This is a genomic window from Acidovorax sp. (genome assembly GCF_046341535.1).
In the GTDB taxonomy this organism is placed as follows: Bacteria; Pseudomonadota; Gammaproteobacteria; order Burkholderiales; family Burkholderiaceae_C; genus Acidovorax.
In genome coordinates, this window is sequence record NZ_JBKDRI010000108.1 from 1 (window position 1) to 26987 (window position 26987).

24 protein-coding genes and 3 pseudogenes are annotated in these 26987 nt (G+C 66.0%); 15 read left to right on the forward strand and 12 right to left on the reverse strand.

Annotated elements, in window-relative coordinates; genetic code table 11:
* Positions 1 to 272: hypothetical protein (locus tag ACK543_RS07670; protein ID WP_409942258.1), on the forward strand; the 272-nt coding region annotated here is incomplete at its 5' end.
* 15 nt (positions 273 to 287) lie between these two features.
* Here ACK543_RS07670 and ACK543_RS07675 read toward each other — a convergent pair.
* Positions 288 to 584, reverse strand: a pseudogene (locus tag ACK543_RS07675) (IS3 family transposase); the annotation flags it as partial.
* A gap of 58 nt (positions 585 to 642) precedes the next feature.
* On the opposite strand from ACK543_RS07675, the pseudogene ACK543_RS07680 reads away from it, so the two are divergent.
* Positions 643 to 2019 (forward strand): annotated as a pseudogene (locus ACK543_RS07680) (IS30 family transposase).
* Here the strand turns inward: ACK543_RS07680 and ACK543_RS07685 are convergent.
* A pseudogene (locus ACK543_RS07685) lies at positions 2017 to 2286 on the reverse strand (transposase); the annotation flags it as partial. The pseudogenes ACK543_RS07680 and ACK543_RS07685 overlap by 3 nt on opposite strands.
* A 508-nt stretch (positions 2287 to 2794) precedes the next feature.
* Here ACK543_RS07685 and ACK543_RS07690 point away from each other — a divergent pair.
* Entirely contained in the window at positions 2795 to 3433 is a 639-nt protein-coding gene (locus tag ACK543_RS07690) for an MBL fold metallo-hydrolase (protein WP_409942259.1), read from the forward strand.
* A 148-nt stretch (positions 3434 to 3581) separates the two neighbouring features.
* On the opposite strand, the gene ACK543_RS07695 is transcribed toward ACK543_RS07690, so the two are convergent.
* Positions 3582 to 4463 (reverse strand): M48 family metallopeptidase, encoded by an 882-nt coding sequence (locus ACK543_RS07695; protein ID WP_409942260.1) that lies wholly within the window; start codon positions 4461 to 4463, stop codon positions 3582 to 3584.
* A 223-nt stretch (positions 4464 to 4686) separates the two neighbouring features.
* Here ACK543_RS07695 and ACK543_RS07700 point away from each other — a divergent pair, with 223 nt between their 5' ends.
* The 8 genes from ACK543_RS07700 to ACK543_RS07735 all read left to right on the forward strand — a co-directional run bounded on the left by ACK543_RS07700 (position 4687) and on the right by ACK543_RS07735 (position 13515).
* Positions 4687 to 6084, forward strand: coding sequence for an AmpG family muropeptide MFS transporter (locus ACK543_RS07700; protein ID WP_409942261.1), 1398 nt, complete (start codon positions 4687 to 4689; stop codon positions 6082 to 6084).
* Between the two features lie 159 nt (positions 6085 to 6243).
* Positions 6244 to 6969, forward strand: coding sequence for a response regulator (locus ACK543_RS07705; RefSeq protein WP_409942262.1), 726 nt, complete (start codon positions 6244 to 6246; stop codon positions 6967 to 6969).
* Between the two features lie 179 nt (positions 6970 to 7148).
* Positions 7149 to 8435, forward strand: a complete 1287-nt coding sequence (locus tag ACK543_RS07710; protein WP_409942263.1) for an ATP-binding protein — start codon at positions 7149 to 7151, stop codon at positions 8433 to 8435.
* A gap of 78 nt (positions 8436 to 8513) precedes the next feature.
* The gene (locus ACK543_RS07715) at positions 8514 to 9635 is read left to right on the forward strand and encodes an NAD(P)H-dependent flavin oxidoreductase (protein WP_409942264.1); all 1122 of its coding nucleotides are present in this window, start codon (positions 8514 to 8516) and stop codon (positions 9633 to 9635) included.
* A 69-nt stretch (positions 9636 to 9704) separates the two neighbouring features.
* The gene (locus ACK543_RS07720) at positions 9705 to 10730 is read left to right on the forward strand and encodes a hypothetical protein (RefSeq protein ID WP_409942265.1); all 1026 of its coding nucleotides are present in this window, start codon (positions 9705 to 9707) and stop codon (positions 10728 to 10730) included.
* Positions 10724 to 11968, forward strand: a complete 1245-nt coding sequence (locus tag ACK543_RS07725; protein WP_409942266.1) for an O-antigen ligase family protein — start codon at positions 10724 to 10726, stop codon at positions 11966 to 11968. Before ACK543_RS07720 ends, ACK543_RS07725 begins: the two co-directional genes overlap by 7 nt.
* 93 nt (positions 11969 to 12061) lie before the next feature.
* Positions 12062 to 12757: a hypothetical protein gene (locus tag ACK543_RS07730; RefSeq protein ID WP_409942267.1), complete on the forward strand. Its 696-nt coding sequence runs from the start codon at positions 12062 to 12064 to the stop codon at positions 12755 to 12757.
* A gap of 17 nt (positions 12758 to 12774) precedes the next feature.
* Positions 12775 to 13515 carry a glycosyltransferase family 25 protein gene (locus ACK543_RS07735; protein WP_409942268.1) on the forward strand — a complete coding sequence of 247 codons (741 nt, stop codon included), beginning with the start codon at positions 12775 to 12777 and terminating at the stop codon, positions 13513 to 13515.
* A gap of 9 nt (positions 13516 to 13524) precedes the next feature.
* Here the strand turns inward: ACK543_RS07735 and ACK543_RS07740 are convergent, their stop codons facing one another.
* The 5 genes from ACK543_RS07740 to radA all read right to left on the reverse strand — a co-directional run bounded on the left by ACK543_RS07740 (position 13525) and on the right by radA (position 17758).
* Positions 13525 to 14619, reverse strand: a complete 1095-nt coding sequence (locus ACK543_RS07740) for a glycosyltransferase (RefSeq protein ID WP_409942269.1) — start codon at positions 14617 to 14619, stop codon at positions 13525 to 13527.
* Between the two features lie 34 nt (positions 14620 to 14653).
* Positions 14654 to 14860: a zinc-finger domain-containing protein gene (locus ACK543_RS07745; protein WP_409942270.1), complete on the reverse strand. Its 207-nt coding sequence runs from the start codon at positions 14858 to 14860 to the stop codon at positions 14654 to 14656.
* Between the two features lie 2 nt (positions 14861 to 14862).
* On the reverse strand, positions 14863 to 15813 hold the full coding sequence (locus ACK543_RS07750) for a branched-chain amino acid transaminase (protein ID WP_409942271.1): 951 nt from the start codon (positions 15811 to 15813) through the stop codon (positions 14863 to 14865).
* A 39-nt stretch (positions 15814 to 15852) separates the two neighbouring features.
* Positions 15853 to 16293: a glycerate kinase gene (locus ACK543_RS07755; protein WP_409942272.1), complete on the reverse strand. Its 441-nt coding sequence runs from the start codon at positions 16291 to 16293 to the stop codon at positions 15853 to 15855.
* 85 nt (positions 16294 to 16378) lie between these two features.
* Positions 16379 to 17758, reverse strand: coding sequence for a DNA repair protein RadA (gene radA / locus ACK543_RS07760; RefSeq protein ID WP_409942273.1), 1380 nt, complete (start codon positions 17756 to 17758; stop codon positions 16379 to 16381).
* A gap of 413 nt (positions 17759 to 18171) precedes the next feature.
* Here radA and ACK543_RS07765 point away from each other — a divergent pair, with 413 nt between their 5' ends.
* On the forward strand, positions 18172 to 19149 hold the full coding sequence (locus ACK543_RS07765; protein ID WP_409942274.1) for a 2-dehydropantoate 2-reductase: 978 nt from the start codon (positions 18172 to 18174) through the stop codon (positions 19147 to 19149).
* A gap of 176 nt (positions 19150 to 19325) precedes the next feature.
* On the opposite strand, the gene ACK543_RS07770 is transcribed toward ACK543_RS07765, so the two are convergent.
* Both ACK543_RS07770 and alr read right to left on the reverse strand, forming a co-directional pair.
* Positions 19326 to 20192: a hypothetical protein gene (locus ACK543_RS07770; protein ID WP_409942275.1), complete on the reverse strand. Its 867-nt coding sequence runs from the start codon at positions 20190 to 20192 to the stop codon at positions 19326 to 19328.
* 119 nt (positions 20193 to 20311) lie between these two features.
* Entirely contained in the window at positions 20312 to 21427 is a 1116-nt protein-coding gene (gene alr, locus ACK543_RS07775; protein WP_409942276.1) for an alanine racemase, read from the reverse strand.
* A gap of 166 nt (positions 21428 to 21593) precedes the next feature.
* Between alr and lplT the strand changes: the two genes are divergently transcribed.
* From lplT to ACK543_RS07790, 3 genes are all read left to right on the forward strand, one after another.
* Positions 21594 to 22898, forward strand: a complete 1305-nt coding sequence (gene lplT, locus ACK543_RS07780; protein WP_409942277.1) for a lysophospholipid transporter LplT — start codon at positions 21594 to 21596, stop codon at positions 22896 to 22898.
* Positions 22899 to 23054: 156 nt separating this feature from the next.
* Positions 23055 to 23951, forward strand: a complete 897-nt coding sequence (locus tag ACK543_RS07785; RefSeq protein WP_409942278.1) for a DMT family transporter — start codon at positions 23055 to 23057, stop codon at positions 23949 to 23951.
* Positions 23952 to 24019: 68 nt separating this feature from the next.
* Complete coding sequence (locus tag ACK543_RS07790) at positions 24020 to 24508, forward strand: glutathione peroxidase (RefSeq protein WP_409942279.1); 489 nt, start codon at positions 24020 to 24022, stop codon at positions 24506 to 24508.
* Positions 24509 to 24761: 253 nt separating this feature from the next.
* Here ACK543_RS07790 and ACK543_RS07795 read toward each other — a convergent pair whose 3' ends face one another.
* Positions 24762 to 25601: a ProQ/FINO family protein gene (locus ACK543_RS07795; protein WP_409942280.1), complete on the reverse strand. Its 840-nt coding sequence runs from the start codon at positions 25599 to 25601 to the stop codon at positions 24762 to 24764.
* 106 nt (positions 25602 to 25707) lie between these two features.
* Positions 25708 to 26955, reverse strand: a complete 1248-nt coding sequence (gene glcF / locus ACK543_RS07800; protein WP_409942281.1) for a glycolate oxidase subunit GlcF — start codon at positions 26953 to 26955, stop codon at positions 25708 to 25710.
* Positions 26956 to 26987 lie beyond the last annotated feature (32 nt).

Genomic DNA, 26987 nt, shown 5'->3' on the forward strand with positions numbered 1-26987 from the left:
CCTTGCTTGTGCAGCCTCACAACCTGCTTGCGCCTCTCGTGCAGCTCGCCCAGCGTCTGGTATCTCGCGTCTTCTTTGTCCATGAACTCTCTGATGCCAAAAACCCAGGAAAGTTCAATTTTTATGGGGCCGGATCAATAGCTGGCGGGTTTGAATCGGAACAAGTGGCGCCTTTAAATCGGAATCGCTGGTGCTTTCGCACTGGAATACGCACGCTGACAGCTGCACCAAAGCATAAGGGCTCCACTGAGGGGACCTCGGCGTCACGGTGAATCACCCCGGCTTATCTAGACACTTTTGAGCCTTTGGGAATGTCGTTGCTCGAACTCTACAGGTGATAGTTCTGCCGCCGATGAATGACGGCGCTGTGAGTTGTAGAACATTTCGATGTAGTTGAAGACGTCCGCCCGCGCATCATCACGGGTTGCATAGACTCGCCTGCGGATGCGTTCGCGCTTTAGCAGTTGGAAGAAGCTCTCGGCCACAGCGTTGTCGTGGCAGTTGCCACGCCGACTCATGCTGCTGACCAGGTTGTGGTCACGCGGGAAGGTCTGCCACTCGTGGCCTGTGAACTGGGCGGATTCAACCGGTCGTTGCAACACCTTCAATCATGGAGGTGTTATGGGAAGACCTGCAGGGTGGATGCAGAAGTTAACGAGACGCGGGGCAATGCGCTCACCCGGTGCCCCTTCGCTTCGGCGAGAGGTGGAGCGGCAGTTCTGGAAGCAGATTGCAACCGGTATCACGATTGAGAAGGCGGCCGAAGCTGTTGGTGTGTCGCAGACGGTGGGCTCACGCTGGTTCCGGCATCGTGGGGGCATGCCATTGTTCATGTCCAATTCCATACAGGGCAGGTATCTGTCCTTCGCCGAGCGAGAAGAGATCGCTCTTGTGCGAGCCCAAGGCGTTGGGGTGCGGAAGATCGCTCGTCTTATCGGGTGAAGTCCCTCGACGGTCTCACGGGAGCTGCCCCGCAACGCTGCGACTCGCGGCGGCAAGCTCGAGTACCGGGCGTCGGTAGCGCAGTGGAAGTCAGAGTTGGTGGCAAAGAGACCCAAGCCGACCAAGCTGGTGACGAGCCCACGTCTGCGCCAATATGTCCAAGATCACCTGGAGGGCAAGATCCACGATGCTCAAGGGCGCGAGGTCGCCGGACCTCGGCAAGCTGCGTTCATCGGTCGCAACAAGCCTCATCGTGGTGACCGCAAATGGGTCAATGGCTGGTCACCAGAGCAGATTGCAAACCGCCTGCAGGTCGACTTCCCGGATGATCTGTCCATGCGCATCTCCCATGAAGCCATCTACCAGGCCCTTGATATCCAGGGGCGAGGTGCTCTCAAGCGCGAGCTGGTGAGCTACCCGCGTACAGGGCGTGCTTTGCGCACCCCACGGGCCAGGTCCCAAGCCAAGGCATGGGCGCATGTCAGTGTTGATGTGATGATCTCCAGCCGCCCCGCTGAGATAGAAGATCGTGCTGTACCCGGTCACTGGGAGGGGGACCTGATCATCGGCCTGGACAGGTCAGCTATCGGCACGCTGGTGGAACGCTCAAGCCGTTTCACCATGCTCGTGCACCTGCCACGCGAGGAAGGCTACGGACTGACTCCCCGAACAAAGAATGGTCCTGCGCTGGCAGGCTACGGAGCCATCACCATGGCCAACGCCCTCCAGAGAACGGTGACGAAGCTGCCTACTCAGCTACGGCAGTCATTGACTTGGGATCGAGGCAAAGAACTGTCCGACCATGCACGGTTCACTATCGATTCCGGAGTGAATGTCTTCTTTGCCGATGCTCGCAGTCCATGGCAGCGCGGCACGAACGAGAACACAAATGAGCTGCTGCGCCAATACTTTCCCAAAGGCACTGACCTGTCTCGCTGGAGCGAGCAAGAGATTCAAGCCGTGGCAAGGACCTTGAACAACAGGCCACGCAAAACGCTGGGCTGGAAGACACCGGCTGAGACATTGAATGAGTATCTAAAATCCGTTCGACAAACCGGTGTTGCAACGACCGGTTGAATCCGCCAAGTGCGCGGCGGCTTTTTTTAGGATGTCGCGCTCTTCGGTCACGCGCTTGATTCCATCCTTCAGGCGACGCAGCTCCTCGGTCTGGGACGTCTGCATCTGTCTCTCTGGCGCGGGCACCGCATAGGCCTTGATCCACTTGTACAGGCTGTGCTGGCTCACGCCGATCCGGGCGCATACATCGCCTACCCGGTGACCTCGCTCCGTGATCTGCTTGACCGCTTCGATCTTGAATTCTTCGGGATATGGCTGCTTTGTCATGGCACCTCCTATTGGTGCCTCAGGTTTGTGGCTCGAAGGTGTCTAGTTCAGCCGGGGCGATTCAGGGCGATTCAAAGCCGACCAACTCTCACGGGTTGGTCGGCCTCTTTAATGGCCTCTGGAGCCACGATCGTAAGGCGGCGAAGGGGTCAAGCACCCCCTAAAACGGGCTCTTCTCGACGATTTACACAGCCTGAACTGAGGCGCTTTTGCATTTCTTAATGTGGAATTTCTATGACGGACTTTATTTGTGCCCGACTGACTTTATTTGTTGGAGTCACAGCGAACGCAAACGGAAGCAGCCCTGCTATGAGTCACGGACTTACTCAAATCGCAAAACTTACCCCCTAGCCCAGCGCGCTGCTCCGTGCGCATGTCGGCAGAGAGTGCCAGCCGTAAGTCAGCAAGGTCCATTCAATGTTTGCAAAGTCCTCTCTCTGTTATCAACAGATCCGCATTCAGTTTGCAAAATCCACTCTCTGTTAGCAACAACCACCACCCCCGACACATGCTCCGCTACCTCACCGTTCCTGTCACCGCCTTCCAGCAAAACTGCTCCATTGTCTGGTGTGACGCCACACACCAGGCCGCCGTGGTGGACCCGGGCGGCGACCTGGACACCCTGCTGGCCGCCATTGCACGGCTGGGCCTCACGCTCGAACAGATCTGGCTCACGCACGCGCACATCGACCATGCGGGCGGCACGGGCGAGCTTGCACAACGGCTGTCGCTGCCCATCATTGGCCCGCATCCGGGCGATCAGTTCTGGATTGACGGCCTGCCCCAGCAAAGCGCGATGTTCGGATTTCCACCCGCGCAGCACTTCACGCCCACGCGCTGGCTGGCCGATGGCGATACGGTGCACATTGGCAACGAGAGACTCCAAGTGCGCCACTGCCCTGGCCACACGCCCGGCCATGTAGTGTTCCATGCTCCGCAGATTGATCGGGCGTTTGTGGGCGATGTGCTGTTTGCCGGCAGCATCGGCCGCACCGACTTCCCGCAAGGCAACCACCAGCAGCTCATCGACAGCATCACCCAGCGCCTGTGGCCCATGGGCGACCAGACCGTGTTCATCCCCGGCCACGGGCCAGAGAGCACGTTCGGGCGGGAGCGACAGAGCAATCCGTATGTGGGCGGCACCTGAGGTGCCAACGGCCGATCTGCGGCTCGCCTCGTGCGGCTGCCGCGCCTGGCCTCACCAATATGCCGGAGCTGACAACAATAAAAAATAGATTAAATAAAGGCCTTTACGCTCGCTGATTAACGTTTTTAAGCTACGTTTTTAATAGCGCTCATCCACCCGGCTTACCCGCACCTGGCCGCTGCGCTGCCTCGTACAAGCGCTGCACCTTGGGCACGTTTTGCTCCAGCTCCTTGATGCGGGCGGGGCCCGAGGGGTGGGTGGACAGAAAAGCCAGCCCGTTTTGGCGGCTGCCGCTGGCCTTGCCCATCTTCTGCCACAGGGTCACGGCGGCCTGGGGGTTGTAGCCGCCGCGCGCGGCCAGTTCCAGCCCCACCAGGTCGGCGTCCGTCTCGTCCGACCGGCTAAATTGCAAGGTCAGCAATTGCCCGCCCAGACCGGCCGCCATGTTGCCCAGGTCGCCCAGGCCCAGCAGCTGCGATCCCAGGCGCAGAGCCAGGTTGGTACCCTGGGTCTTGGCGATGCGCTCGCGCGCATGCTCTCGCAGGGCGTGCGCCATCTCGTGGCCCATGATCATGGCGGTTTCGTCGTCCGAGAGCTTGAGCTGCTCCAGGATGCCGGTGTAGAAGGCGATCTTGCCGCCGGGCATGCAGAACGCATTGATCTGCTGGCTGCCGATCAGGTTGACCTCCCAGCGCCAGCCTGCGGCACGCTCGTTCCACGGGCCGGTGTAAGGAATCAGCCGCTTTGCAATGGCGTGCAGGCGTTGCAACTGGGGGTGACTGTCAGGCGCCAGAGCGCGCTGCGCACGGGCCTGCTCCAGCATCTGCCGGTACTGCTGGGCGGCGGATTTCTCCAGCGTCTCGGCAGGGACCAGCTTGCGCAGGCTGGATGCCGAACCCACATCCACCTGCGCCAGCGCGGGGCCAGCGGCCAGCGTGGCCCCCGCTGCGCCGGTGGCCAGCAGAAAGCCCCGGCGCGAAGCCCAGGGCGACGAGGGAGCCACAGCGGGCGCGGGGCACAGAAGGCACATACCAGGGTCACCTGAAGGAATAATGGACGAAGCTGACACAGACCAGAGCACGCAGCCCCACGAACCGGCAAGATGCCACGCCGTCCCCGGCAGGCCGCACGCTCTGTGACTCTGTGCCGCAGATGGTGCCAGACGGTCGGGCTGCAAGGGACGGGTCCGGGCCCGGCGGGCTGGCACCGCACCTGGCCCGCGTCAGCGATGATAGGCAAAACAACAGGATTCCATGTCAGACATCTCCAAATCCGAAACCGCCGTACCCGCCACCCCGCCCGCCAGCAGCCTCCCCCCGGCGCGCACGCCGTGGCTGCAAAGCCTGCGCGTGTATCTGGAGCCGGCCAGCCTGCGCATGCTCACGCTCGGTTTTGCGGCCGGGCTGCCGCTGCTGCTGGTGCTGGGCACGCTGAGCTTTCGGCTGCGCGAGGCGGGCATTGACCGCAGCACCATCGGGTATCTGAGCTGGGTGGGGCTGGCCTACGCTTTCAAATGGGTCTGGGCGCCCCTGGTGGACCGCATGCCTATTCCGGTGATGACGCGGGTGATGGGGCGACGGCGCAGTTGGCTGCTGCTGTCGCAACTGATCATCGTGACTGGCCTGGTGGGCATGGCCCTGGCCGACCCACGCATGGCGCTGGGGCCCGTGGTGTGGTGCGCGCTGGCGGTGGCGTTCGGCTCGGCCACGCAAGACATTGCGCTCGACGCCTTTCGCATCGAATCGGCCGATGCCCACCACCAGGCTGCGCTGGCGGCGTCCTACCAGACGGGCTACCGGCTGGCGATGATCTGGGCGGGCGCTGGCGTGCTGTGGATCGCCGCGCGGGCCGAGGCGGCCCCGGCCGTGCGCCAGGCGCTGGCGCAAGGCGCGGCGGCCTATCAAAACGGAGCGTGGCAGGCGGCGTACCTGGCCATGGCGGCATCGATGGCGGTGGGCATCGTCACCGTGCTGTTCTCGCGCGAGCCCGCGCCCGTGGCCCTGCCGCCTGCCAAGAATGCGGCCGAGTGGATCCGCGGTGCCGTCATCGAGCCGTTTGCCGACTTTCTGCGCCGCTACGGCTGGCACGCGGCGCTGATCCTGGCACTGATTGCCGTCTATCGCATCAGCGACGTGGTGATGGGCATCATGGCCAACCCGTTCTATGTGGACATGGGTTTTACCAAGGATGAAGTGGCCGCCGTGACCAAGGTGTACGGGGTGATCATGACGCTGGCGGGTGCCTTCATCGGGGGCGTGCTGTCGATGCGCTTTGGCGTGATGCGGATCCTGATGCTGGGGGCACTGCTGAGCGCCGCCAGCAACCTGCTGTTTGCCTGGCTGGCCGGGCATGGCCATGACGTGACCGCGCTGATCGGCGTGGTGTCGGCCGACAACCTGGCAGGCGGCATCGCGTCTGCAGCGTTCATTGCCTACCTGTCGAGCCTGACCAACGTGAGCTACTCGGCCACGCAGTACGCGCTGTTCAGCTCGATGATGCTGCTGCTCCCGAAATTCATCGCCGGGTTCTCGGGCCAGTATGTGGATGCATTTGGCTACGCGCACTTCTTCACGGCCACCGCATTCCTGGGCCTGCCCGTGCTGGGGCTGGTGTGGCTCGCATCACGCATCAAAACGCCATCGAGCGCTTGACTGCAATGGATTTATTGCTATATGTTCAATAGCGCTCTTAGCCTATCAACCCCAACCGTTTACCTGAACTTTACGCACACGACAACGCGGCGAGATACGGCCGGGCGAGCATCAGGCTTCGCGCACTGAGGCGGCTGCCTTTCACTACACTGGTTCTTCATGAGCTCCCAACTGCTGATGATCGAAGACGACGCCCGCCTCGCGCAGATGGTGGCAGAGTACCTCGGCCAATCGGGCCTGGTGGTCACGCACCGGGCCGACGGCAAAAGCGGCCTGGCCGAGTTGCAGAGTGATAGCGAGCGCCCGATGCCCGACCTGGTCATCCTGGACCTGATGCTGCCCGACATGGACGGCCTGGAAGTGTGCCGGCGCATCCGGTCGCTGCAGGGCGCGGCCGCCCAGGTGCCGGTGCTGATGCTCACCGCCAAAGGCGACCCGATGGACCGCATCATTGGCCTGGAACTGGGCGCGGACGACTACCTGCCCAAACCCTTTGAGCCCCGCGAGCTGCTGGCGCGCATTCGCGCCGTTTTGCGCCGCCGCTCAGATCCCGCCATCCTCGCCAGCGCAGCGTCGCAGACCCTGCGCTTTGGCTCGCTGGAGATCGACCGCGATGCGCGCACCGTGATGGTGAGCGGGCAGCCTGTCGACCTGACCTCCTACCAGTTTGACCTGCTGGTGACCCTGGCCGAGCGCGCGGGCCGCGTGCTCACGCGCGACCAGATCATGGAGGCCGTGCGCGGCCGCGAGCTGGAGGCCTTTGACCGGTCCATCGACGTGCACATGGGCCGCATCCGCGCCGCCATCGAGCATGACGCCAAGAACCCGCGCCGCATCCTCACGGTACGCGGCGTGGGGTATGTGTTTGCCAAACAGCAAGACTGATGGAGCACATCCCCCTGAGCGGCTCCGCCGCTTCCCCCTTCTCTCGCATCGCTGCGCGCTGCGGGAAGGGGGACGCCGCCAGCGCGGCGGGGCGGCCCTTGCGCGGCGGCCGCGCGCTCAGGCAGCGCCAGTTGCTGGAGTTGCGCTTTTCCGCGTTTTGCTGACGCCGATCCACCGTCATGTCCCTGTCCACCCCGTTCTCGCGCCGCCTGTACCTGCGCATCTGGCTTGCCGTGGTGGGCGGCATGGCCGTGCTGACGCTGGCCGTGGGCTGGGCCTGGCGCATGGCCGAGGAGCAAAAGGCCCAGACCGCCCAGCCGTTGTTGCCGCCGTTGCGCGAGATGGTGCTGCGCGATCCGTCGGGTGCCGAACTGCTGCGCGGGATGTCCACCCGCAAGCCCAGCCCGCCGGGCGAGGCTGTGGAGTTTTATATCGAGGCGGAGGACGGGCGGGTATTCACCCTGCAGATGTCGGCCCGTCCCCATCGCATGGACCGGGGCGATCGGCCGCTGCGTCCGGGCGGCCCCGGTGGGCCAGGGGGGCCGGGCGGGCCCGGCAAGCAGAGCGACGCCGCATTCTGGACGCGCCCTCCGTTCGGCTTTTTATGGCTGCTGGGCATCGTGGGCCTGGCCGTGGCCGTGGGGGTGTACCCCATCATCCGTCGCCTCACACTGCGGCTGGAGGCGCTGCAGCGCAGCGTGCAGAAGTTTGGCGAAGGCGACCTGTCCGTGCGCGTGCCCGAGGAAGGCCAGGACGAGGTGGCCGATCTGGCGCGGCAGTTCAACGCGGCGGCCGCGCGGGTGGAAGCGCTGGTGAAGTCGCACAAGTCGCTGCTGGCCAATGCCTCCCACGAACTGCGCTCGCCGCTCACGCGCATCCGCATGGGGCTGGAGCTGATGGGCGGCCAGCAGCCTTCGCCGACCTTCCGCGAAGAAATCCTGCGCAACATTGCCGAGCTGGACCAGCTGGTGGACGAGATCCTGCTGGCCAGTCGGCTCGATGCCCGCGAGGCCGATGTGGGCACGGTCGAGCTGATCGACCTGATCGGCCTGGCCGCCGAGGAATGCGCCCGTGTGGACGCCGACCTGGACGCCAGCGCCGACACCGTGGAGGTACGCGGCGTGGCCAAGCTGCTGCGCCGCGCCATCCGCAACCTGCTGGAAAACGCACGGCGTTACAGCTCGGGCGACATCACCGTGGCGGTTCGCCGCAGCCAGGGCCATGCCGAGGTACGCGTGTACGACCGCGGCCCCGGCGTGCCCGACAGCCAGCGCGAGCGTATCTTCGAGCCCTTTTACCGGCTGCCGGGTGCCAGCGAGCGGTCCGGCGGCGTGGGCCTGGGGCTGTCGCTGGTACGCTCGATCGCAGCCCGCCACAACGGCACGGTGTACTGCGAAGACCGCGAGGGCGGTGGCGCCTGTTTTGTGCTGCGACTGCCCCTGAGCGCCGCCAGCACCACGCCATGAAGACGTGGACCCGCCGCCCCATCAAGCGATGATGCAGCCGCCCCCGATCATTGACCCCAGCCTCACGGGAGTTTCTTCATGCATGCCACCAGCCTCATTGACGCACTGTCGCTGCGCGTTCCGATCTTCCAGGGCCCCATGACGGGGTCAGACACACCGGCCCTGGCCGCTGCCGTGTCGGCCAGCGGGGGGCTGGGCATGCTGGGCTGCGGAATGCGCTCGCCTCAGGCCATGACGCAGGCGGCAGCGCAGGTCCGGCAGGCCACGGACCGCCCCTTCGGCATGAACCTTTTCGTGCAGGACACCCCGGTGCCCGACGCTGCCACGGTGGAGGCTGCGCTGGCGCGCCTGGCGCCGCTGTACGCCGAATTCGGACTGGAACCCACCGTGCCCGAGCGCTGGTGCGAGGACTTCGGCGAGCAACTGGATGCGCTGATGGCCGCCCGCCCGGCGGTGGCCAGCTTTACCTTCGGCATCCTCTCTGCGGCGCAGGTCGAGCGCCTGCATGGGGCCGGTTGCCGGGTGATCGGCACGGCCACCACCGTGGCCGAGGCGCTGGCCTGGGCCGACGTGGGCGCGGACGCCGTGTGCGCGTCGGGCATGGAGGCCGGAGGGCATCGGGGCACATTCCTGGCCGTGAACGGGGGGCGTCGCGAGCGGCCTTCGCTGACCGATTTCGCCGCTGCCATGGTGGGCACGCTGCCGCTGGTCGCGCAGTGCGTGGACGCCCTGGCGCCGCGCGGCATCCCGGTGGTGGCAGCGGGCGCCATCATGGACGGCCGCGGCATCGCCGCCGCCCAGGCCCTGGGCGCCCAGGCGGTCCAGATGGGCACCGCCTTCCTGGTGTGCGATGAATCCGGCATCAGCCCCGCCTACCGCACCGCGCTGCTGGCCGCCACGGCCACCGACACGCTCACCACAGGCGCGCTCACCGGTCGCCCTGCCCGGGGCATCGTCAATGCGCTGATGGAGCGCCTGCACCCCCACGAGGCTGAGGTGCCCGCCTACCCCGTACAAAACGCCCTGACCGGAGCATTGCGACGCGCCAGCGCGCAGGCGGGCCGGGGCGATTACCTGTCGCTGTGGGCCGGGCAGGGAGTTGCCCGCGTGCGGCCGATGCCGGCGGCGGCACTGATGGCCTTGCTGGAGCAGGAATGGCGCAGCGCGCGCGCGGCTCTGGCAGGCCAGGGCCGGGCCTGAGCCCTTCACCGGCCCGGGCGACTTCGCGGGGCGAGCCGTTGCCTACAATCGCGCCACCGGTCTTGCCCCATGCTGCACATCATCGCCAACGCCTTCACCCTGACGGAGTTCCTGCTGGACAGCCTGCCGGCCGAACAACGCAGCCGCGTCCTGGTGCATCCCAGGCGCATCAAGGGTGTGGCCTACTCCCTGCTGAAGGCCGCCGATGCGTGGTTGCCGTTCAGGCTGCCGGGCTTTCGCCCGTTTCCGCAGCCGTACCTCCAGGCGGTCCAGGACATTCCGGCGGACGCCTCGGTGCTCATCTTCGGCATTGAGAACATCAAGGACCTGCGCATCCTGCGCAAGCACCTGCGAACCCGCCGCGTGGCCGTCTTCACCTGGAACCCGGTCATCGACTACCGGCAGAACCACGGGGTGCGGCGGCTCCATATCCGGCAGCTCAAAGGGCTGGGGTTTGAGGTGTTCACCTTTGACCCGCAAGACGCCCGCCGTTACGGCCTGACCCTCACGCAGCAGGTGTACCGGCGGGTGGATGCCTTGCGCCAACCGCTGCCTGCCGCGTGGGATATCTATTTTGTGGGCCAGGACAAGAACCGGTTTGAAACCTTGCGAGCGCTGGGCGAGCCGTGGCAGGCGGCCGGCCTGCGCACCCGCCTGCAGATGGTGCCCGAACCCGGCCGGAGCTACCCGCCCACCTCTGCGGTGGAGATACTCACCCACCCCCTGGACTACCAGGCCAACATGGAGGCGATCAACCGCTCGCGCTGCCTGCTGGAGATCACGCAAGCCAACCAGAGCGGCCTGACCGTGCGGTGTCTCGAGTCGCTTTTTTTCGACAAGAAGCTCATCACCAGCAATCCTGCCGTGAAAGACCTGCCGTTCTACCACCCTGCGCGGTTCTTCGTGGTGGGAGAGGACGATGCCAACGGGCTGATGGACTTTCTGGATGCGCCGCTGCCCGCCCTGCCGGATGGCGCCCTGGAGCCGTACGATTTTGCCCATTGGGTTCAGCAATTTGACGCAGCCCCTTCATGCCGGGAGCCATGCGATCGACAGCATCGCACGGCCAGGGTCCCATCCGCCCACCCATGTTGAACCTCTCTGCAACCCTGCTGCCCGCGGCGGTCACGGCGCTCTTTCTGCTGTTCCCCGTGAGCCTGGCGCTCGCCAGCATCCTGATGCTGGTGCTTGTCCTGCTGTGGCTTGTCGCCGGAAACCTGCGTGAGCGCTGGCTTGCCGTGCAGGCCAATCCGGTGGCGTGGGGAGCGCTTTGCCTCTATGGCCTGATGTTGCTCGGCGCGCTCTATTCCCCGGCCCGTTGGGATGAAATCGGCCTGCACCTGACCAAGTACCTCAAGCTGCCGTTTGCCGTCGTGCTGATGTCGATCATCAGCACCGACAAGTTGCAGCAACGCTGCCTGGATGCATTCGTGTGGGCCATGGGATTTGTGCTTGCATGCACCTGGCTTAACGTGTGGTGGGATCTGCCCTGGTCCAAGACACACAACCAGGGATGGAATGTGACCCACCATGTGTTTGGCGACTACATCACCCAAAACATCATGATGGCCTTCATGGTGCTGGTGGCGCTGGTGCGGATGTTGCACGCATCCATGCCATGGCGGCGGGCGGGCTGGGCGGTTGTGTCGATCCTTGCGGGCGTCAGCATTACCCATCTGTCGGAGGGACGCACTGGTTATCTGCTGCTGTGCATCGTGCTGGTGGTGTTCGTATTTTCTGCACTCAGGGGCCGCAACCGGTGGATCGCCGCCATCCTGGGCGCGTGTCTGACCGCTGGCATCCTGGTCAGCTCGGACCTGGTCCGCGAGCGGGTGCTGCTGGCCTACACCGAGGTGCAGCGCTCAGGCCAGGAGCAGGCCACATCCGTCGGCAACCGGATGTACCTCTACCAGATCACCCCGGAGCTCATCGCCGAAAAACCCCTGATCGGCCACGGCACGGGGGCCTACCACTCCGAAATCTGCCGCTTTGTCGACATTCCGCAAGGCTGTCATGGCTGGATCAACTGGCACCCCCACAACCAGTACCTCTACTTTGCCGCAGACCACGGACTACTGGGGTTCGCAGCCTACGTCTTCATGCTGCTGAGCATGGTGTGGCTGGCGCGTCGCGCCGCATCGCCCGAAACGCGCGTGCTGCTCATCGGCCTGGCCGCGCTGCTGGCCGTGAACAGCATGACCAACTCTCCGCTGTGGAGCGCGCGGGAGAGCCACTTTTTCACCTACATGATGGCCCTGCTCAGTTGCCGAATTCTGGCCCGGCCCGCGGTGGGCCACAATCCCGCACGGCCGCACCACGGCGCAGATTCTTAGCGCAACGCAGGCCCCGGCTGGCCACTCGCCGTGTTGTCTGGCGGCCGACAGGACACTTGAATGAACCACCCCCAACAACCTCCAGTCCACACCATGCATTGGGACAACATCCCAGCGGTGGTTCTGCAAAAGCAGCGCGACGTGTTTGCCACGCTGGGCGTGCCGCTGCTGCAGGAAGCGGCCCACCGCATTGCGCATGGCACCTGGATGAACAGCGTGGTCGAGCGCATGGCCTCGCAGGACATCGTCATCTTTTGCGACATTGATGCATTTCCCCTGAAGCGCTCGGCCTACGAGATGGCCGTGGCCCATGCCGAGCAAGGCGCGATCTTTGGGCTGTCGCAGTTCTCCAACCACAAGAAGACCACCGACACCTATGCCGGCCCGATGTTCATGGCGTTTCGCAAGTCGGTGTGGGAGCAGCTGGGCCGGCCCGACCTGAAGTCTTGCTCCGCCTGGGACGCCGCCGAAGGCATGTCGGTTCTGGCCCGACAAAAGAGGGTGCCGCTGGTGCTGCACAAGCCCACCGCCACGCTGATCTCCAAGTTCGCCCTGGGCCATGAGGGCGTGTTCGGCATCGGCACGTTCTACGGCGACAACGACTTCTTTCACCTCTTCGAATCCCGCGAGCCCGCCTATGAACAGCTTCTGGTGGCTGTGGCCGACGATGTGATCGCGCAGCGGCCGCTGCAGTTTGCGCGCTATCTGGAGGCAGCGATTGCGCTGCAGCAAAACGGCGGCGTTGCGCCCAAGAAGAAGCGGCGCTGGTGGCGGCGCCTGCTGGGCTGACGCGGGTGGTACGCAACATGCCTTTGCCCCTGGTTTTCATCAACCTCGAGCGCGATGCCGAGCGGCGTGAGCGGCTGCAGGCGCAGCTCCAGCAAGTGCCGCTGCCCAGCCAGCGCTTTGCGGCCGTGTGGTGGGCCGATGTGCCCGCCGCCCAGGCGCAGCAGTGGTACAGCGATGCGCTGAATGCGCGCCAGTATTACAAGCCGCTGCGCAATGGCGAGAAAGGCTGCTACGCCAGCCACATCGGCGCCTGGCAGCAACTGCTGGCCAGCGATGCCCCCGCCATGGTAGTGCTGGAAGACGATGTGCGCCTGACCCCGCAGTTCACCCAGGTGATCGACGCCATTGCCGCGCTCAAAGAGCCGTGGGACATGGTCAAGCTGCTGGGCCGCGACCACGAGAAAGTGCGGTCGCAACGCCCCCTGGTGCCGGGCACCGCGCTGGTGGACTACCGCCGCGTGCCCAGCATGACGGCCGGTTATGTGGTCAGCCGCGCCGGGGCCGCCAAGCTGCTGGCCCATCGCCAGCCGTTTGGTCGGCCGATTGATGTGGACCTGCGCTTTTGGTGGGAGTGCGGCACGCTGCGCATCCTGGGCGTCTGGCCCTCGGCCATTGCGCTGGACGACACCAGCGAGGTCAGCAGCATCTGGGACACCCGCGACACCCTCACTCCCGGCCAGCGCTGGCGCAAGTTCACGATGAAGCTGGCACTGACCCTGGGCAACGCCTGGCACCGCCGTCGCGCGCCCAGGCTCTGAGGGCCTGTCTCAGCAAGTGCCCTGCGCATGCACGCGCTTGAGCAAGTGCTGGTAGCGGGTGTGCATTGTTGCCAGGCTGCACTCTTGCACGGCCTGCGCCCGTGCCGCTTCGCCCAGGCTGGCAGCAAGGGCTGTATCGGCCAGCAGGCGTGCCAGCGCCTGCGCCAAGGCAGGGGCATCGCCCTCAGGCACCAGCAGTCCGGTGCGTCCGGGCTGCATCACGCCACGCACCCCCACCACGTCCGATGCTACGCAGGCGCAACCTGCGGCCATGCCTTCGACCAGGGCCAGGGGCATGCCTTCGTAGTGGGTGGCGAGCACAAAGATGCGGTTTTGCATCAGGCGCTGGGGCAGGTCGGCCACAGAACCGAGAAAGTGCACCTGATCGGCCACGCCTTTTTCACGCGCCAGCGCCTGCATGCGCTGGGCCATGCGGGCCTTGCCGCCACCCGCCAGGTACACCGGGGCCGTCACGCCCTGGGCCTGGAGCAGGGCGGCAGCCTCGATCAGCGTTGCATGATCCTTTTGGCGTGCAAAACGCGCGGCCATGATGATGCCGGGGGCACGCTGGGCAAACGGCACCAGGGCCGGCGCGGGGAACCGATCCAGGTCAATGCCGTTGGGGATGGCCACACAGCGCTGTGCCGGAAAGCCGCGCGCCACCAGTTGCTCGCGCACACCTTCGGACACGCCGACCGTGGCCGCTGTGCGCCTGGCCAGCCATAGCGCCTGCAGGAGGCGCCAGCGCGTGTAGCGCTCGCGGGAGTTGTGCTCGACATGCACCAGGCGGGGCACCTTGGCCCACAGGCCTGCGTAACGGCCCCACAGGTGCTCGCTGTAGCCATGGGCCACCAGGATGTCGGGGCGCCACTGCAGGGCCAGCGCCCGCAGGGTCCACAAGGTGGCGATGTGCGCCCAGCCGGGGACGACGCGCACATCCAGCCCCTGGGCACGGAGCGCATCGACACGCGCGGGGCTGGTGGTGCGCTTTTTTCGCAGCACCAGCACCACATCCTGCCCGGCACTCTGCGCCGCCAGGCAGAGGTCCACCGCCACCTGGGTGGCGCCCGAGAACCCCCCGGTGACGAAGTGCATCACGCGCATGACGCCCCCGCCCGCCGGCTGCGCCGCTGCAAGCTCAGTGCCCTGCCCGGACGACTTCGCCAGCCTTGAGGCGGTACACCGTGCCGCAATAGGGGCACTTGCCCTCGCCGTGGTGCGCCACATCCAGGTACACCTTGGGGTGGCTGTTCCAGAGCTTCATGTCGGCCTTGGGATTGGGGCAGAACACGCCGCCTTGGGCGTTCAGGTCCTTGGCCAGAACTTCGATAACTGCTTGCGCCATGATCAGACCTTGGTGAGCCAGTGGGCGTATTGGGGGTTGCGGCCGTTGACGATGTCAAAGAACGAAGTCTGGACTTTTTCGGTGATGGGGCCACGGCTGCCCACATAGCTGCCCTTGCCCAGCTCGATGCGGTCCAGCTCGCGGATGGGCGTGACTTCGGCCGCCGTCCCGGTGAAGAACGCTTCATCGGCGATGTACACCTCATCGCGCGTGATGCGCTTTTGCACGATCTCCAGGCCCAAATCCTTGGCAATGTGGAAGACGGTGTTGCGGGTGATGCCGTTGAGCGCCCCGGCCGACAGGTCGGGCGTGTAGATCACGCCGTTCTTGATGACGAAGATGTTCTCGCCCGCGCCTTCGGACACAAAACCAGAGCTGTCGAGCAGCAGCGCTTCGTCGTAGCCCTCGTCGGTGGCTTCCATGTTGGCCAGGATGGAGTTGGTGTAGTTGCTCACCGCCTTGGCCTGTGTCATGGTGATGTTGACGTGGTGGCGGGTGTAGCTGCTGGTCTTGACGCGGATGCCGCGCTTGAGGCCTTCTTCGCCCAGGTACGCGCCCCAGGCCCAGGCCGCCACCATCAGGTGGATGGTGTTGCCCTTGGGGCTGACGCCCAGTTTCTTGTCGCCCACCCAGGTCAGGGGGCGGATGTAGCCAGATTCGAGCTTGTTCTCGCGGATCACCGCTTTTTGCGCCTCGTTGACCTCTTCCTGGGTGAATGGGATCTTCATGCGCAGGATCTTGGCGCTGTTGAAAAGGCGCTCGGTGTGCTCTTGCAGGCGGAAGATCGCAGGTCCGTTGACGGTGTTGTAGGCGCGCACGCCTTCAAAGGCGCCGCAGCCGTAGTGCAGCGTGTGGGTCAGCACATGGATCTTGGCGTCGCGCCAGTCGACCATCTGGCCGTCCATCCAGATCTTGCCGTCACGGTCGGCCATCGAGGGAACTACGGGGCTCATGGGTGTCCTTTGGTTGCTGTGAATCGCAGGGACGGGATTTTACGGGGCGGCAGGTCTGGCAGGCGCATCCGCTTGCGCGCCGTCAGCCTCGGTGTCGGGCCGCACCAGCGTCCACTTCACCAGCTTGCCATGCCGGAACTCGCAGGTGACCTGCGAACGGGTGCCATCCGTCCAGCGATAGATTTCAGGCTCGGCACCCTCGGGCGACAGCGGCTCGCCCAGCGCCTGCGTCATGGCCACCACGTGCATCAGGTTCACGCCCTCGGTCAGCCGGGCGTTGAGCATGACGGCGCTGCCCACGTAGCCAATCGGCCGCTTGGCCGCTTTCTTCATGACGCTCATGAGCCGCGTGAAGTGCAGCAGCGCCCACATGACCAGACCGCCGCTGACTGCGGCCACGCCAGGCCACCCATAGGCCGAAAAGCCGAACACGACCAGACCGACAACCCCCAGGGGTACGAGAATGTTGCGCAAATTCATCCGCACATTGTCTTATGCCAGGGCCCGCCCGCCGCTGTGGGGATTGCTTATCGGCCCCCCGCCGGGCGGGCCGCATGGCCTTGGGTTACAGGCCGCGCACGACGTTCATCGCTTCTTCCACCCGCTCCACCGCGTGGATGGTCAGGCCCTCAATGGGCTTTTTGGGGGCATTGGCCTTGGGCACCACGGCCACGGAAAAGCCCAGTTTGGCGGCTTCCTTCAGGCGCTCCTGCCCGCGCGGCGCGGGGCGCACCTCGCCCGCCAGACCCACCTCGCCAAAGGCCAGAAAGCCCCGGGGCAGGGCCTTGCCGCGCAGGCTGGACGTGATGGACAACATCACGGCCAGGTCGGCTGCGGGCTCGCTGATGCGCACGCCGCCCACCGCGTTCACAAACACATCCTGGTCCATGCAGGCCACGCCCGCGTGGCGGTGCAGCACGGCCAGCAGCATGGCCAGGCGGTCTTTGTCCAGACCCACCGACAGGCGCCTCGGGCTGGGGCCGCCGGTGTCCACCAGCGCCTGGATTTCCACCAGCAGCGGGCGCGTGCCTTCCAGCGTCACCATCACGCAGCTGCCCGGCACGGGTTCGCTGTGCTGGCTCAAAAAGATGGCGCTCGGGTTGCTTACGCCCTTGAGGCCCTTTTCGGTCATGGCAAACACACCGATCTCGTTGACCGCGCCAAAGCGGTTCTTGATGGCGCGCACCAGGCGGAACTGGCTGTGCGTGTCGCCCTCGAAATACAGCACCGTGTCCACCATGTGCTCCAGCACGCGCGGCCCGGCCAGCGCGCCCTCTTTGGTGACGTGCCCCACCAGCACCACGGCAATGCCCGTACCCTTGGCCATGCGGGTAAGGTGCGCCGCGCATTCGCGCACCTGGGCCACCGAGCCGGGCGCGCTGGTGAGCTGGTCGGAATAGGTGGTCTGGATGGAGTCGATGACGACCACCGCGGGTTGCGTGGCGTCCACCGTGGCCAGGATTTTTTCGAGCTGGATCTCGGCCAACAATTGCACCTGGCTGCCCTCAATGCCCAGGCGGCGCGAGCGCAGCGCCACCTGCGCCCCGCTTTCCTCGCCCGTCACGTACAGCGTGGGCAGGCCAGCGCGCTGCAGCGCATCCAAGGCCTGCAGCAGCAGGGTGGATTTGCCAATGCCCGGATCGCCCCCGATGAGCACCACGCCGCCTTCCACCATGCCGCCGCCCAGCACGCGGTCGAGCTCGTCAATGCCGCTGGGGGTGCGGGCCACGTCCTGGGCCTCGATGGCGGCCAGCGGCAACACGGGCTGCGCGTGGGCCAGGCCCGCGTAGCCCTGCGGGGCGCTCAGGCGGTTCTTGCCCGGCCCGGCCTCGGCCACCGATTCGATCAGCGTGTTCCACACTCCGCAGGCCGGGCACTTGCCCAGCCAACGCGGGCTGGTGCCACCGCACTCGGTGCAGGTGAACATGGTTTTATCTTTGGCCATGGCAGGTAGCGTGAAAGAGCCTGGGTTGGGGCTTTCGACTATAGCGGCCGCGCCCTCCCCCGCAGGCAACAGCACACAGCCCGTACGATGGCAGGCCAGGAAGCCACGCAGCCTCCGGGCTATTGAACCTAAAAACGGCAGTTGACCGCTTGTCATCTTGGCGCACACCGCGTGGACTCTGGCCTTGGGTTGTTTTTGCAGCCTCACCTTTCGGGTGACAGCGCTGTGCATTTGCCAGCGCCGCTTTTATTGAGTCGGCATCAACCAACTTGAATGCGTTGATGCGGTTCGAAGCTCTGCGCAAGGCTTCGACAGGCTCAGCCCGAACGGCTGGTTCAAGTTCAAAGGTGCCGACTCAATAGGTTGAAGCGCCGCGACCCGCAGTTCCTGATCTGAACGAAAGCCCGACGACGATGAAAGCATGTATCTACGGTGCCGGCGCCATTGGCGGCTGGCTGGGCATGGCACTGGCGCAGGCCGGCTGCGAGCTGGGCGTGGTCGCCCGCGGCGACACGCTGGCCGCGCTGCAGGCCCATGGGCTGCGCCTGCGGCGGGCGGACGGCACATTGGCACAGGCCCGCGTCAACGCCCAGGCCCACCCGGCCGACCTGGGCGTGCAGGACCTGGTGGTGCTGGCCGTCAAGGCCCCCGGCCTGCCCGACGTAGCCCGCGCGATGGGCCCGCTGATCGGACCCGACACCATCGTGCTGACCGCCATGAACGGGGTGCCGTGGTGGTTCCTGGACGGCTTTGGCGGCCCCGCGTGCGGCCATGCGCTGCCCGCGGTGGATGCCGGTGGCGAGATCGCCCGCGCCATCCCTGGCCGCCATGTGCTGGGCAGTGTGGTGCACACCAGCTGCTCGGTGGATGCGCCCGGGCTGGTGCGCCAGCATTTTGGCAACCGGCTCATCGTGGGCGAGCCCGACGGCAGCCGCAGCGCCCGGCTGCAGCAGATGGCCGATACCCTGCAGCGCGGCGGTATCGATGTGGAGGTGACCCCGCATATCCGCAAGGACATCTGGTTCAAGCTGTGGGGCAACCTCACGGTCAACCCCATCAGCGCGCTGACCGGGGCGACCACCGACCGCATCCTGGACGACGACCTGGTGCGCGGCTTTGTGAGCGCCGTGATGCTGGAGGCCAAGGCCATTGGCGAAAAAATCGGCCTGCCCATCGACCAGCAGCCCGAAGACCGCCACGCTGTCACCCTCAAGCTGGGCGCATTCAAAACGTCCATGCTGCAAGACGTGGAGGCCGGCAAGCCACTGGAGATCGACGCCCTGGTGGGCGCGGTGCGCGAGCTGGGGCAGATCACCGGCACACCCACCCCACATACCGACGCCCTGCTGGGCCTGGTGCGGCTGATGGCCCGCACGCGGGGGTTGTACTGAGCGCTGGACTATGTTTTGAGCCGGTTACGCCTGCCCCGCCTTGCATAATAGCTATTACTTTGATAGCATTTGTCAGCGCCCCGGGCCGTGTGGATTGCGGTGCGCCAAGGTGTGGCCTGCGGCCGAAGCCCCTGAAAGCAAGCCCACTGCCCTGCGCCCATGCAGGCGCGCCGCGCTCACCGCCCCTGGATGGCCCGCACCGCCTCGGGCAGTGAGTTCACGCCGGGCAGGAAGTGGTCGATGGCAGCGCCCAGCGCCACGGCGCACAGCAGCGCACCCAGCATGGGCTTCCAGGTCAGGCGCACGGCGGCAGAGAGCCAGCCCTCGCGCTCGACACCCACCACCGCACGCGCCGCGACCACCGAGAAGGCGACTTCCACCGCCACCGCCACCAGCACATCCCAGCCAAAAAACAGCATGGCCAACGAGCCTGCGCCCAGGACCAGCGCCGAACCAATGAGAAAGATGGCCACGATGTGGACGACCACCACGGCGGCATCGTCCGCGCCGCCCAGGGCATCCGCAGCGCCGCTGGCCATGTCGCCCACTCCGTCCAGCACGCCGCTGTTGCCACCGGCATCGGCCCCGTATTGAACCTCGGGCAGGCGCGGCACGCGGGCGGGCGCAGCACCCGGCTGGGCACCGCCGCGCGACCATGCCATGTCTGCCACGTCAACCGCGATCTCGGCGGCATCGACGCCATCTTCCAGGCTCGCGCCGTTGTGGTCACTGGCCTGCACCAGCCGCGCAGCCCAGGCCCGCACCACCAGCAGGTAGGCCCCATAGCCGACCGACAAGGTGACCAGGTAGCGCAGCGCCAGCGAGTCCACGCCCAGCCGCATCTGCACATGCGAGGTGAGCCACATCAGCAGCAGCGTGACGCTGCCGATCAGCAGCCCGTGCCAGCGCAGGCTGTGCCGTTGCTGCAGGGTCTGCGCCACATCGTGTGGATGCAGCTGCGGCATGCGCACGGCACGCCAGCTGGAGGTTTTGCTGCGCGACGCGGCAGCGGGCTTGGCGGGCGGGCGTGGTGGCTGGGCCATGGTGCGGGTCGTGTCCTCAAAAGGCATCCGACCCGTGCGGCCGGACCCCTGGAGTGGTGGGAATGCGCGGTACTGTAATACGGCGCGTTTCACACCAGCCACGCGCGCGGACCCACCGGTCAGGGAAGGCCGTCAACCGCCACCGGCACACGCTGGGCAAGCGCGCACATGAGCTCGTAGCCCACCGTACCGGCGGCCTGCGCGACCTCATCCACGGGCAACACCGCGCCGCTGGCAGACCGCCCCCACAGGGTGACCTCGCTGCCAAAGCCCACGGGCACGCCAGCACGCTGCACGGGCGTGAGGTCCACCGTGACCATGTCCATGCTTACCCTGCCCACCAGCCGCGTGCGCACACCGGCCACCAGCACTGGCGTACCCGTGTCGCAGTGGCGCGGGTAGCCGTCGGCGTAGCCGCAAGCGGCAATGCCGATGGTCATGGGCTCGGTGGCCGTAAAGCGCGAGCCGTAGCCCACCGTGTCGCCCGGTTGCAGGTGCTGCAGCGCCAACAGGCGGGTCGACAGCGTCATGGTGGGCTGCACCTGCCAGTGCGCGGGGCTGTGATCTGGAAAGTCGGGGGCGCTGCCGTACAGCACGATGCCGGCGCGCACCCAGTCCGAGCGCAGCCGGGCATCCGTGTGGTGGCGCAGCACGGCCGCACTGTTGGACACGCTGCGCTCGCCCGGCAAGTCCTGCGTCGCCGCATTGAAGGCTTCGATCTGGTGGCTGATGCCACGCGGGCCGTCAGCATCGCTGAAATGCGTCATCACCGAAATCTCATCCACCTGCGGCAGGGCATTCAGGCGTGCCCAGGCGGCGCGGTAGCGGGCCGGCGTGAACCCGAGCCGGTTCATGCCCGAGTTCATCTTGAGGAACACGCGGTGGGGCACCTGCGTCTTGTGCGCGGCCAGCATGTCGATCTGCTCGTCGCAATGCACGGCGTGCCACAGGCCCAGGCGCGAGCACAGCTCCAGGTCGCGTGGTTCAAAGACGCCTTCGAGCAGCAGAATCGGGCCGCGCCAGCCCAGGTGGCGCACGCGCTCGGCCTCGGCCAGGTCGAGCAGCGCAAAACCGTCTGCGCCGCGCAGCCCGTCGAACACGCGCTCAATGCCGTGGCCGTAGGCATTGGCCTTGACCACCGCCCACACCTTGGCATCGGGCACCGACTGGCGCACCCGCTGCAGGTTGTGGCGCAAGGCGGCAAGGTGGATGGTGGCGGCAATGGGGCGTGGCATGGCAGTAGGGCGTCAAAGGGTGGAGCAGCGTGCGAATGGATCAGGGAAGATGCGGGGGATTCTGGCAGTGTGGCCGCGGATGCGCGTGCTATAACCAACTTCTTTCAGCCAGCGTCCCACTTTTTAACAGCGCATCAGCCGGGCTGATGCCGACCCCAGCCCATCGATGAAGCGCGGTTTTTACACCATCATGTCGGCGCAGTTTTTCAGCTCGCTGGCCGACAATGCACTCTTCGTGGCGGCGGTGGAACTTCTGCGAACAGGGGGCGCGCCCGAGTGGCAACGCGCTGCACTGGTGCCCATGTTCGCGCTGTTTTATGTGGTGCTCGCCCCGTTTGTGGGCGCCTTTGCCGACGCCTTGCCCAAGGGCAAGGTGATGTTTGTGAGCAATGCCATCAAGGTGGTGGGGTGCCTGATGATGCTGTTTGGCTCGCACCCCCTCATCGCCTACGCCGTGGTGGGCCTGGGCGCAGCAGCCTACTCGCCTGCCAAGTACGGCATCCTCACCGAGCTGCTGCCGGCATCGCAACTGGTCAAGGCCAACGGCTGGATCGAGGGACTCACCATTGCCTCCATCATCCTCGGGGTGCTGCTCGGTGGCCAGCTCGTGGGGGCCACGGCATCGGCGGCACTGCTGTCCATCGACCTGCCGCTGGTTGACCTCGGGATCGACAATCCACCCCAGGCGGCGATTGCCGCGCTCATCGCGGTGTACCTGGCCGCCGCCTGGTTCAACACCCGCATCCCGCATACGGGTGTGGAAATGCGCCCCTTGCGCAGCAACCCCGACCGCAGTGCGCTGTCCAACGCGCTGGCCCTCTTGCCCGACTTCTGGTCATGCAACCGCCGCCTGTGGAACGACCGGCTGGGCCAGATTTCGCTGTCCACCACCACGCTGTTCTGGGGGGTTTCGGGCAATCTGCGCTACATTGTTCTGGCCTGGGCCGCGGCTGCGCTGAGCTACAGCACCACCCAGGCCTCGGCGCTGGTGGGCGTGGTGGCCATCGGCACGGCCGTGGGGGCGGTGGTCGCGTCCCTGCGCATGCGGCTGGACATGGCCACCCGCGTGATGCCGCTGGGCATTGCCATGGGCCTGCTCGTCATCCTGATGAACTTCATCGACAACGTCTGGGTGGCCGTGCCTTTCCTGATCCTGCTGGGTGGGCTGGGCGGCTTCCTGGTGGTTCCCATGAACGCCCTGCTGCAACACCGGGGCCACAACCTCATGGGCGCGGGCCGCTCGATCGCGGTCCAGAACTTCAACGAACAGGCATGCATCCTGGCGCTGGGCGCGTTTTATGCCTTGTCCACCAAGTTCGGCCTGTCGGCCTTTGGCGCCATCACGGCCTTTGGTGTGGTGGTAGCGGGCATCATGTGGCTGATCCAGCGTTGGCACGCGCACAACTGCAAGCACCACCGCGACGAGGTGGAGCACCTGCTGGACATCGCGCGGCACGACACGCACCACTGAAGCCTCGGCCGCGGCGCCGGGTGCCTGCTTACTGCGTGGCTGCGGGGCGGGGAAACGGGCCAGCTTCTGTGCTGCGGCTGCCCAGACATAAACGCTATGTTATTCATAGCTGCTAGCGCATACCTGGAAAGCGCCGGGGCAATTTTTAAGTCAAAAATGCATCTATCCCTGCCCGTCGCCGCACTGTTGTTCAACGCCTTGGTGTGGGGCCTGGCCTGGTGGCCATTCCAGCGCATGCACCAGGCCGGTCTGCACCCGCTGTGGGCCACGGCCTGCATGTACGCGCTGGTGCTGCTGACGCTGCTTGCATCGCGCCGCGGAATCCTCGGTCAGCTGCGCCATCACCCGCAGCTGTGGCTGCTGGCGCTGGCCTCGGGCCTGAACAACGTCGCCTTCAACTGGGCCGTGACCATTGGAGACGTGGTGCGTGTGATCCTGCTTTTCTACCTCATGCCCGCCTGGGCAGTGATGCTGGCATGGAGCATTCTGGGCGAGCGCCCCACAGCCGCGGCACTGCTGCGCCTGGCGCTGGCTTTCACGGGCGTCGTGCTGGTGCTGTTGCCGCAGGGTGGTGCAAAGGAGCACTGGCTGCAAAGCCTGTCGCTCGCCGACGCGCTGGCGCTACTGGGCGGATTCATGTTCGCGCTCACCAACGTCACGCTGCGGCGGCTGCATGCAGTGCCCGGGCAGGCACGCATGTTTTCCATGTTTGCCGGCTGCATGCTGATGGCGCTGACCGTGGCTTTTGCAGGGCGGCAGGCCAATCTGGTCGAGGCGTTCCCGCCCTGGAACACCACCTGGGCAGTCACCGGCCTGGTGCTGGCCGGGCTGCTGATGCTGGGCAACTGGGCGCTGCAGTTTGGTGCCGCGCGCCTGGCGGCGGGCACCACCGCGCTGGTCATGCTGTCGGAAGTGGTGTTTGCCAGCGTCTCGTCGGCGCTGATGGGGGCGTCCACGCTGAGCGCACGGACCGTGCTGGGCGGCGCCCTGATCCTGCTGGCAGCGCTGCTCGCTGCGCTGCCACTGCGCCACAGCGCCAACCCGGGGCACTGAGCCGCCAGCGCACGCCTGTTGCGTGCAACCGCTACCATGCGCGCTCATCCCCCTATCGGAGCACCTGCATGTCCACCAGCATCTACGACTTTGAAGCCCAGCACATGAACGGCCAGAGCGTGCCCCTGGCGCAGTACCAGGGCAAGGTGCTGCTCATCGTCAACACCGCCAGCGCCTGCGGCTTCACGCCCCAGTTTGGCGGTCTGCAAGCACTGCACAAGCAGTACGCCGACCGGGGCCTGGTGGTGCTGGGTTTTCCCTGCAACCAGTTCGGCAGCCAGGACCCGGGCAGCAATGAGGAAATCGCCAGCTTCTGCCAGCTTAACTATGGCGTGAGCTTTCCGATGATGGCCAAGATCGATGTGAACGGCGCCAACGCATCCCCCCTGTACCAGTGGCTCTGCGCCGAGGCCCCGGGCCTGCTGGGCAGCAAGGCCATCAAGTGGAACTTCACCAAGTTCCTGGTCGGCAAGGACGGCCGCGTGATCCGCCGCTATGCGCCGCAGGATGCGCCCGAGAAACTGGCGGGGGATATTGGGGCGGCGCTGGCCGGGTGAGCGATGCGCTTGGCTGCGCCATTGGTGCCAGCGACTGGCGCCTCATGGCGTTCGACCGCAGATCGCCTCGCGTCTGCCCGCTGCACGCGCCTGTGCAGGTATGGGATGCACGGACGAATAAAATGCTATTACTTTCATAGCTGTAATTTCAATACAGCCGCGCGCGAAAGGCTATTTTTGATATCGCCAATCGGCTGCAACGGCTCTGCGTTCGCCACAGGTTCGCGCGGCAAGGGCGCAGGTGCCTGAAGCCTCAGGCCGATGGTATCGCTGGGGCGGGGTCTGCGGGCTCGGCGGTGCAAGCCACTGACGCACGGGCAGGCGCTGCAGCTGTCGCCGCCACCAGGCGGCGGGCGCGCTCGAGCTGCTGGCCCACGGTGCGGGGTACCAGGCCGTACATGTCGGCAAAGGCTTCCAGCGTCTGGCCGCTGGCTTCAAAGGCGCGCAGCAGAGCTTCGTCCCGGGCGTTGCGGGCTGCCCATTCGGCAAAGGCATCCTGCAAGATGGCATTGGCCGCCTCGTCCCGGCCTTGAACCAGTTGGGTGTAGGCATCGCGCGTGAGGCCCGATGCCTCGAAGGCGGCGATCATGCGGTGGCGCAGCTTGGGCAGCAAGTCTTCGGTGGCGCGGGCCTTCTTGCGGCGGTACACCTCCAGCAGCGCGTGGTGCACATGCTCGGGTGCCATGTCTTCCACGGGCTGGCCCGACAGGTCGTAGCGACGCTCGCCAGCGGCCACGCTTTGCAGGTAGCGCGTGGAGCGCGTGTGGATGCCCAGCGCGGCCTTGAGCGCCTCGCGCTCGAACGCTTCGGGGTGGGCGACCATCAGGTCCTGGAAGATGCCGCGCTTGAGCGGGCGGAACACCGCGCCGAACAGGTGCGGATACCAACCCGCCAGTTGCTCGAGCACCGGATGCGGCACCTTGGCGGCGGCGGGGGCAACGCCGGGTGCCGGTGCACGGCCGGCGGGGCCGGATGCGCTGCGGGGCCCCTGGCGCCTGCCGCCACGGTGCGGCGAACGGCCAGCACGGGCAACGGATGCATCGGACGATGCGGGCGCGGGGACGGGGTCGGAGATCGGGGAATCAGCGGACATGATCGTGGCAATCGGGCGGCGGGCGCGCTACAGCAGCGGGCACAAAGAACAACCCCGGATCATCCCAGATTTCCCCGTGGGGGCCGGGCAGCGATCGACCAAGGCCTCAGCGCAGCGCCTCATCCAGCACCTCCACCCAGTGGCGCACGGGCGTGCCGGTGCCGCTTTGCAGGTGCGTGATGCACCCGATGTTGGCCGACAGGATCATGTGCGGCGGCTGCTCGCCGAACGCCTCGGCCAGCGCGCCCAGCTTGCGGTCGCGCAACTGGTAGGACAGCTCGGGGTTGAGCACCGAATACGTGCCCGCCGAGCCGCAGCACAGGTGGGCCTCGTTGCTTGCAGCGCGCAGCTTGAAGCCCAGCTGGTTCAGATGCGTCTCGACCCCGCCGCGCAGCTTTTGCCCATGCTGCAGGGTGCAGGGTGGGTGATATGCGTACAGGGTGTCGGGCTGGCTCACCCGGCCTCGCAGCTTGGTTGCCAGCTCGGGCAGCATGGCGGGCAGCAGTTCGGACAGGTCGCGCGTGAGGGCGCTGATGCGCTCGGCCCGGGCAGCGTACTGCGCGTCGTCCCGGAGGATATGGCCGTATTCCTTGACCGTGACGCCGCAGCCCGATGCGTTCATGACAATCGCCTCCACGCCGCCCTGCTCCACCAGCGGCCACCAGGCGTCGATGTTGGCCCGCATCTGGGCCTTGCCGCCCTCGTGGTCGTTCAGGTGGAACTTGACCGCGCCGCAGCAGCCCGCCTTGGGCACTATGACGCTTTGCACACCGACCGCGTCGAGCACGCGCGCGGTGGCGGTGTTGATGTTGGGCATCATTGCGGGCTGCACGCAGCCTGCCAGCATGATCACCTTGCGCGCATGCTGGCGCGTGGGCCAGGCCCCGGCATCCTGGGGCGCAGGCACCTTGGCCTTGAGGGCCGCGGGCAGCAGGCCGCGCACCATTTGCCCGGCCTTCATGGCCGGTGCAAACAGGGGTGAGGGCAGGCCCTCCTTGAGCGCCCAGCGCAGCGCCTTCTCGCCCATTGGGCGCGGCACTTTTTCATCCACGATCTTGCGGCCGATATCCACCAGATGGCCGTACTGCACGCCGCTGGGGCAGGTGGTTTCGCAGTTGCGGCAGGTCAGGCAGCGGTCCAGGTGCATCTGCGTGGCGCGCGTGGGCTCGGCCCCTTCGAGCACCTGCTTGATGAGATAGATGCGGCCACGCGGGCCATCCAGCTCGTCGCCCAGCAACTGGTACGTGGGACAGGTGGCGGTGCAAAAACCGCAGTGCACGCACTTGCGCAGAATGGCTTCGGCCTCGCGGCCATCGGCGCGGTCTGCGTATTCAGGGGAGAGTTGGGTTTGCATCGTGCGTGCCTGGGAGACAAATGGATGAGGGG